A 6,741-nucleotide genomic window follows, 5' to 3' on the forward strand; every position below is an offset into this window, starting at 1 on the left:
GAGCCGACGGCGCGCAAGGCGCCCGCGGTGAAGCGCGCGTCGGGCAAGAGCATCCCGGCCAAGGCCAAGACCGCCCCCGCGCCGCGGCGCAACCAGGGGCAGCTGGCGTTCGGCGACCTCTGAGCCGTTCGGCCGGGGTCGAAACGCAACCGGCTCGACGACGTGACCAAGGGTTTGCGACGCTGCGCGAGCCTTGACCGCCTCGCTCGGACGATGACCTTATCGACGGCATGGAACCGCTTCCCGACCCCGTCGAACGCGCCCGCGCTTCAGGCTCCGGCGCTCCCCCGGAAGGCGGCTTCGCGGCCCTGACGCCGGAGCTGTCCGTCAGCGATCTCGATGCGAGCCTGCGGTTCTGGTGCGACCTGCTCGGGTTCGCCGTCGCCTACGATCGCCCGGCCGCCCGCTTCGCCTATCTCACGCGGGGCAGAGCCCAGATCATGCTGTGTCAGCTGAACGGTCGCTGGTCGACGGGCGTCCTGGATCGTCCCTACGGCCGGGGGGTGAACTTCCAGATCATGGTCGACCGGCTGGACCCGATCCTGGCCGCGCTCGAGACCGCGCGCTGGCCGCTGTTCGAGGAGCCGAGGGAGGCCTGGTATCGGACAGGTCCGATCGAGGCCGGCCAACGGGAATTCCTCGTCCAAGACCCCGACGGATATCTCGTGCGCCTCGCCGAGAGTCTCGGGCACCGGCAACCCGAGTGACGTCCATTCTCCGGCCGGGCCGCCATTCTCGCGATCAAGCTGATCGTGTTCGCCCCTAATCCGTCAGGTCCGGGCTCAAGTCCTTCGGCCGCACGAAGCGCTCCAGGCGGCCGTTGCGGCCGACCTCGCTCCAATGCGCCACGTCGAACTCGATCACCGCCAGCGCCGCCGTGGGGAAGCCCTGCGCGAGGCGCTTCTGCGCGGCGCGCGCGCCCTCCGCCACCAGCATGTCGGCGAGCGCCTCGGTGCCGGGGTTGTGGCCCACGAGGATCAAGGTGTCGGCCGTGTCGGGGCTTTCGCGGACGGCCGCGAGCAGCGCGGCGGGCGGGGCCTCGTAGATCGTCTCGACGATGCGCACGGGCACCGCGTCGAGGGCGGTCGCCACCGCCTCCCAGGTTTCCCGCGTGCGCTTCGACGGCGAGACCAGGGCGAGGTCCGGCTTCAGGCCTTCGCTCGCGAGGTAGGCGCCCATCCGCGGCGCGGCCTCGCGGCCGCGGGCGTCGAGGGGCCGGTCGATGTCGGAGACGCCCGGCGGCCGGTCGGACTTGGCGTGGCGCAGGAGCAGCAGGCGGCGCATCAGGCGAATCCGACGATCGGGTGCGGGGTGTAGAGCGCTTCGAGGCCCTGCGTCTCCTCCGGCGTCAGCACGAGGTCGAGGGCGGCGACCGCGTCGGTGAGGTGGCCCGCCTTCGAGGCGCCGACGATCGGGGCGGCGACCTCGGGCTTGGCCGCGACCCAGGCGAGGGCCACCTGCGCGCGCGGCACGCCGCGGGCCTTCGCGATCTCGGCGACCTTGGCGATGATCGCCTCGTCCGCCGCGGCGGCCGCGTCGTAGAGGCCCTTGCCGACGGCGTCGCTGTCCTGGCGCGCGGTGGTGGAATCGGGGTCGCGGGTCAGCCGCCCGCGGGCGAGCGGGCTCCAGGGCAGCACGGCGATCCCCTGGTCGCGGCAGAGCGGCAGCATCTCGCGCTCCTCCTCGCGATGCAGCAGGTTGACGTGGTTCTGCATGGTCGAGAACCGCGTCCAGCCGTTGAGGTCCGCGGTGTAGAGCGCCTTCGAGAACTGCCACGCGTACATCGACGAGGCGCCGAGATACCGCGCCTTGCCGGCCTTCACCACGTCGTGCAGCGCCTCCAGCGTCACCTCGATCGGGGTGTCGTAGTCCCAGCGGTGGATCTGAAACAGGTCGACGTGGTCCATGCCGAGCCGCTTCAGGCTGGCGTCGATCGCGGAAAAGATCGCTTTTCGCGAGAGGCCGCCGGCGTTCGGCTGGTCCTTGAGCGGGAAGTAGCACTTCGTCGCGACGACGAGGCTGTCGCGGTCGCCGTAATCCTTCAGCGCCCGCCCGACGATCTCCTCGCTGGTGCCGTCGGAATAGTAGTTGGCCGTGTCGAAGAAGTTGATGCCGAGGTCGAGCGCCTGGTGGATCAGCGGACGGCTCTCGTCCTCCGGCAGCGTCCAGGGATGGGGCCCGCGCTCAGGGATGCCGTAGGTCATGCAGCCGAGGCAGAGGGCGGACACGTCGAGGCCGGTGCGGCCGAGCTTTTTCATCTTCATGCGGCGCGATCTGAGTGAGTGCGATACGATGGACAGAGCGGGATGCGTCTTTCGCGGGTCCGACGCGCGGCCCCCTCTCCCCGCACGTGGGGAGAGGCCTGCAGGCACCGCGTCGTGCCTGCAGGAAGCGGAGGCGAAGCCGCAGCGGCGGTGAGAGGCTTCGACGAACGAGCCTCCTCCGTCTAAGCCCCCCTCACCCTCGGCTGCCGCCTCGCCGTGCTCCCCGACAAGGGGGAGACACGGCCCTCTCCCCGCAGGCGGGGCGAGGGGATGCATGGGGGTCGGTCCGCCCGGGACCAGGAAGGAGGGCGCCGAAACGGCGCCTCAGCCCCCGCGCCCCTCGCGCCGCATCATGAAGGCCAGCTTCTCGAACAGGCTGACGTCCTGCTCGTTCTTGAGCAGCGCCCCGTGCAGCGGCGGGATCAGCTTGCGGGCATTGGTCTCGCGCAGCGTCTCGGGATCGACGTCCTCCGAGACGAGGAGCTTGAGCCAGTCGAGGAGTTCCGAGGTCGAGGGCTTCTTCTTGAGGCCCGGCACCTCGCGGGTCTCCAGGAACACCCGCAGCGCCTCCTCGACGAGACGGTGCTTGATGCCGGGATAGTGCACGTCGACGATCGATTGCAGCGTCTGCGCGTCCGGGAACTTGATGTAGTGGAAGAAGCACCGGCGCAGGAACGCATCCGGCAGCTCCTTCTCGTTGTTCGAGGTGATGATCACCACCGGGCGGCGATCCGCCCGCACCGTCTCGCTGGTCTCGTAGACGAAGAACTCCATGCGATCGAGCTCGGTGAGCAGGTCGTTCGGGAACTCGATGTCGGCCTTGTCGATCTCGTCGATCAAGAGCACCGGGCGCTCGTCGGCGGTGAAGGCCTCCCACAGCTTGCCGCGGCGAATGTAGTTCGCGATGTCCGAGACCCGCGGGTCGCCGAGCTGCGAGTCGCGCAGGCGCGAGACCGCGTCGTACTCGTACAGGCCCTGCTGCGCCTTGGTGGTCGACTTCACGTTCCACGTGAGAAGCCTCGCACCGAGACCTTTGGCGATCTCTTCGGCCAGCACCGTCTTGCCGGTGCCGGGCTCGCCCTTCACCAGCAGCGGCCGCTCGAGCACGATGGCGGCGTTGACCGCCGCCGTCAGGTCGGGCGTCGCGACGTAGGACTCGGTTCCGGTGAAGCGCATCGAGCTGTTTCGTCCTGGCGGGCCGGCGCGGCCGACCCGTCCGACATAGGGCGCAAAGCCGGTCGCGGGCAACGCCCCTCGGTGATCGCTCAAAAAGCGATCACCTTGGGCTTCTTGCCGGCCTCGATCGCCGGCGCCCGCCTCCGCGGGCTTAGGCTTCCGCTCCGCTCGACGCATGCCCGGACATCCGTCCGGACAAGCCCGCTCCGCGCGGCGCTCTTCGCGCCGAAGACGTCGCCCTCCCTGGTCGTTTACCGGTCGGCCTTCTCGCCGGCGGTGGACAGCTCGATGTAGCGCAGGGTCGTCGGGCGGACGAGCTCGCGCACCTTGGCGGCCATGCCCTCCTCCTCCTTCAGCGATTGGTGGAAGGCGGCGGCATGCCCCTGCTGGCCGGCGGCCTCGCCGATCGCGAGCAGCGAGGTGTAGGCCGCGATCTCGAAGTTCTCGAAGGCGTGGTTAGCGTAGGCGTTCTTCAGGATCTCGTCCTGGGCCGGCGCGTGCCCGAGCGCCATCATGTTGCCGACGAAGCCGAGGAACCCCTCCTTCAGCGCGGACGGGCTCTCGGCCAGGCTGTGCAGCGCCTCCTCCAGGCGGGTGCGCTGGCCGTGGGTCTCGTCGATGTGGCGGCGGAGCGCCGCCTCCATCTCGGGATAGTTCTGCAGCCGTTCGACCTGGCGCTCCATGATCTGGAGCGCCTGCATCTCCAGGGCGTGGGTGTTCTTCAGGGCCGTGACGTAGATGTCGCGCGTGTCGAGGGCCATCGTGCATCTCCTGAGCGGCGGCCGGAACGTCGGCCTGGGATCAGGGGGAAGACCCGGCGAACACCGGCCAAGTTTCCGGCCGAGCGCGCGGGCGTTCAGTGTGACGCAGGGGGGGGTGGATCGCGCGAAGCACCGCGTGGCCCCCTCTCCCGAACGGGAGAGGGGACCCGTGCCTTGCTCGGGACGCGTGGCGAGGCGTCCGCATCCAGGAACCGCTGCGGGGAGAGGGACGAGCCCGCCCCTCAGGCGAGCAGGGTGTCCGACGGCTCGCTGTCGGACGGCCGGTCGTCCTCGGAGCTGGCCGGCGGCGTCTCGATCACCGGCTCGACCGCGGCGGCGACCGGCTCCGAGCGGATCGTCACGGTGTCGCCCTCGATGGAGAAGCTCACGGTCATGGCGGCGGCGCGGGCCACGAGTCCGGCGTAGTAGGGCAGGATGCCGTGGGCGTCGACGACGCCGTTCTCGGGCGTGCCGGCGATCAGCGCCTCGACATGGGGCGGGATGCGGGCGTGCGAGCCCTTGGCCACCAGCACCAGGGTCGGGGCCTCGCCGTCGCCCGTGACCTTGACGTCGAGGAGGCCGCCGCGCGGGATCGCGCCGGTGGAAATCATCACGAGGTTCAAGAGCAGCTTGACCTTGTTCTTGGGGTAGAGCGCCACCGGCGCGCTCCAGCTGAGCTGGGTCTTCTCGTCGGAGAACATGCCGCGGGAGACCTTCTCCGCGTCGGCGAGGTCGATCGAGGCGCCGGCCGAGCCCGCCGCGCCGAACGCGATCCGGGCGAATTGCAGCCGGGCGGAGGCGTGGCGCGCGCTCTTGCGGATCAGGTCGAGGGCGAACTCGCGCATCGACTCGTCCTGGTCGTCCTCCAGCACCTCGAGACCGTTCACGATCGCGCCCACGGGGCTGATCACGTCGTGGCAGACGCGGGAGCACAGCAGCGCGGAGAGGTCGAGGGCGTCGAGGGTCACGGCATTCATGGCACGCTCCGGGCGTTTTCTTCGGACTTGGTCTTCGGACTTGGTCGTCCGGCTTGGCGACGCGGAACCCGGCCGCCGCGGCGGCCCGCCCGAACGGATAGACGCCACATCCGGCTTTGCAAAGGGTTACGGGGGGGCGGCGCGCGGCCCCGGACGCGCGAGCGCTGGGGGGCCGCCAGCATCTGCGACGCCCCCCGTCGCAGCTCGTCAGGTCCGATAGAACAGCACCCGGCCGTCCGCCCGGATCTGGAGCAGGGCGTCGAACTCCCGCACGTTGCGGGTCAGCACGGCGAACCCGTGCTTCATCGCCTGGACGAAGAGCACGCAGTCGTGGAGGGCCTTCATGCGCTCGGGCTTGCCGTAGCCCTGAACGCGCGCGAGCAGGCCGGCATACACGGCGGCCTGGCCGAGGACGTCCATGTCCGGCACGAACAGGCGATGCGCCGGCATGGCCTCGACGGCCGCCTCGATCGCCGCGATGGCGGCTGGGGTCCGCGCGTCGCCCGGATCGAGCACGCCCACCGCATGCAGGAGTTCCTGCACGGCGACGGCGCTGTGGTTCACCGGCCGGATCGCGAGCAGGTCCTCGACGACGGCGGGCGCCTTGCCCTGCATCTGGTCGATGTAGACGCAGGTATCGAGGAGAAGCCCGTTGCCGGCCGACGCGTCGAGCCCGAGGAACGGAAGCGCGTCGTCGGGGCGGCGGGCGAGGGTCCGCGCCGCAGCGCGCCGCCTGACGCGTTCGGCGGACCGGAGGTCGAACGCCACGGTTTAGAAATCGAGATCGAGGCTCGGATCGACCGTGCCCCGCAGCCCCCGGAACGTGTCGGCGAAGTCGTCCTCGATCGCCAGGTTCGCCAGGGCGAACTCCACGAGCTCGGTGTCCGAGCGGATACCGGTGCGCGCCTTCGCGCGCTCGATCAGCTCCGGCGACACGCGCCCCGAGATGCGGCCGCCCTTCCGCGCGATCAGGCCGCTTTCCTGCGCGCGGGCCAGCACCGCCTGGACCTTCGATCGGGAGGTCGCGGCGGCCTCGATCGCGGGCGACCGCTCGGGCCGGATCGAACCGGCGGGTCGGTGCGGGTGCGGCTCGGATCGGCTCGCCATCGGGATGCTCGCCCTGCGTTCAACGATTTGCGATTTCGATCACCATACGGCCGGGGCGACCCCGGGCAATCGATGCGACGAGCGGACGACGCTCACTCCAGCCGCACCACGACGCTGTCGCTCGCCCCCGTCGCGTCAAGGACCGAGATGCGGGCGAAGCCGGCGCCGTCGGGGACCCATTCGGACTGGCGCCGGGCGGAATCCGCCACCGGCTTCCCGCCGACCATCCAGGTCAGCGGCGGCACGCCGCCGAGCGCCTTGAGGGCGAGGCGGGCCTGCTGCGCAGGGTCCCCCTTCAGGTCCTGCAGCCCGAGATCGATGCGGGCGCCGTCGGGCGGGTAGGCGATCTTGAGGGGCGCCGCGTCGGCCGCCGCCAGGGTCTTGGGCGCGTCGCGGCGGATGTGACGAAGCGGCGGCGGCAGGGCGGCCGAGCTGGCGATCAGCGCGTCGCGCGGC

General features: G+C 70.7%; 8 protein-coding genes and 1 pseudogene. 1 reads left to right on the top strand and 8 read right to left on the bottom strand.

The window, feature by feature from the left end:
- The first annotated feature begins 230 nt into the window (after nucleotides 1–230).
- On the top strand, nucleotides 231–707 hold the full coding sequence (locus FV222_RS14110; RefSeq protein ID WP_147814744.1) for a VOC family protein: 477 nt from the start codon (nucleotides 231–233) through the stop codon (nucleotides 705–707).
- A gap of 55 nt (nucleotides 708–762) precedes the next feature.
- On the opposite strand, the gene FV222_RS14115 is transcribed toward FV222_RS14110, so the two are convergent.
- The 8 genes and pseudogenes from FV222_RS14115 to FV222_RS14150 form a co-directional block, all read right to left on the bottom strand.
- Complete coding sequence (locus FV222_RS14115) at nucleotides 763–1,284, bottom strand: histidine phosphatase family protein (protein ID WP_147753521.1); 522 nt, start codon at nucleotides 1,282–1,284, stop codon at nucleotides 763–765.
- Nucleotides 1,284–2,264, bottom strand: a complete 981-nt coding sequence (locus FV222_RS14120) for an aldo/keto reductase (protein WP_147814746.1) — start codon at nucleotides 2,262–2,264, stop codon at nucleotides 1,284–1,286. The genes FV222_RS14115 and FV222_RS14120 overlap by 1 nt, the downstream gene beginning before the upstream one ends.
- A gap of 324 nt (nucleotides 2,265–2,588) precedes the next feature.
- On the bottom strand, nucleotides 2,589–3,440 hold the full coding sequence (locus FV222_RS14125; RefSeq protein ID WP_147814748.1) for a MoxR family ATPase: 852 nt from the start codon (nucleotides 3,438–3,440) through the stop codon (nucleotides 2,589–2,591).
- Between the two features lie 251 nt (nucleotides 3,441–3,691).
- Entirely contained in the window at nucleotides 3,692–4,201 is a 510-nt protein-coding gene (locus FV222_RS14130; RefSeq protein WP_147814750.1) for a ferritin-like domain-containing protein, read from the bottom strand.
- Between the two features lie 242 nt (nucleotides 4,202–4,443).
- Nucleotides 4,444–5,178, bottom strand: a complete 735-nt coding sequence (locus FV222_RS14135; RefSeq protein WP_147814752.1) for a histidine phosphotransferase family protein — start codon at nucleotides 5,176–5,178, stop codon at nucleotides 4,444–4,446.
- 207 nt (nucleotides 5,179–5,385) lie between these two features.
- On the bottom strand, nucleotides 5,386–5,946 hold the full coding sequence (locus FV222_RS14140; protein ID WP_147814754.1) for a type II toxin-antitoxin system VapC family toxin: 561 nt from the start codon (nucleotides 5,944–5,946) through the stop codon (nucleotides 5,386–5,388).
- 3 nt (nucleotides 5,947–5,949) lie between these two features.
- Nucleotides 5,950–6,240 carry a hypothetical protein gene (locus FV222_RS14145; RefSeq protein WP_246685463.1) on the bottom strand — a complete coding sequence of 97 codons (291 nt, stop codon included), beginning with the start codon at nucleotides 6,238–6,240 and terminating at the stop codon, nucleotides 5,950–5,952.
- Between the two features lie 137 nt (nucleotides 6,241–6,377).
- Nucleotides 6,378–6,741, bottom strand: a pseudogene (locus tag FV222_RS14150) (penicillin-binding protein 1C); the annotation flags it as partial.

The organism is Methylobacterium sp. WL103 (assembly GCF_008039885.1).
GTDB lineage: Bacteria > Pseudomonadota > Alphaproteobacteria > Rhizobiales > Beijerinckiaceae > Methylobacterium > Methylobacterium cerastii.

Coding starts and splice junctions, on each gene's coding strand:
- FV222_RS14110 (WP_147814744.1), top strand. CDS start 231: ATGGAACCGCTTCCCGACCCCGTCGAACGCGCCCGCGCTTCAGGCTCC.
- FV222_RS14115 (WP_147753521.1), bottom strand. CDS start 1,284: ATGCGCCGCCTGCTGCTCCTGCGCCACGCCAAGTCCGACCGGCCGCCG.
- FV222_RS14120 (WP_147814746.1), bottom strand. CDS start 2,264: ATGAAGATGAAAAAGCTCGGCCGCACCGGCCTCGACGTGTCCGCCCTC.
- FV222_RS14125 (WP_147814748.1), bottom strand. CDS start 3,440: ATGCGCTTCACCGGAACCGAGTCCTACGTCGCGACGCCCGACCTGACG.
- FV222_RS14130 (WP_147814750.1), bottom strand. CDS start 4,201: ATGGCCCTCGACACGCGCGACATCTACGTCACGGCCCTGAAGAACACC.
- FV222_RS14135 (WP_147814752.1), bottom strand. CDS start 5,178: ATGAATGCCGTGACCCTCGACGCCCTCGACCTCTCCGCGCTGCTGTGC.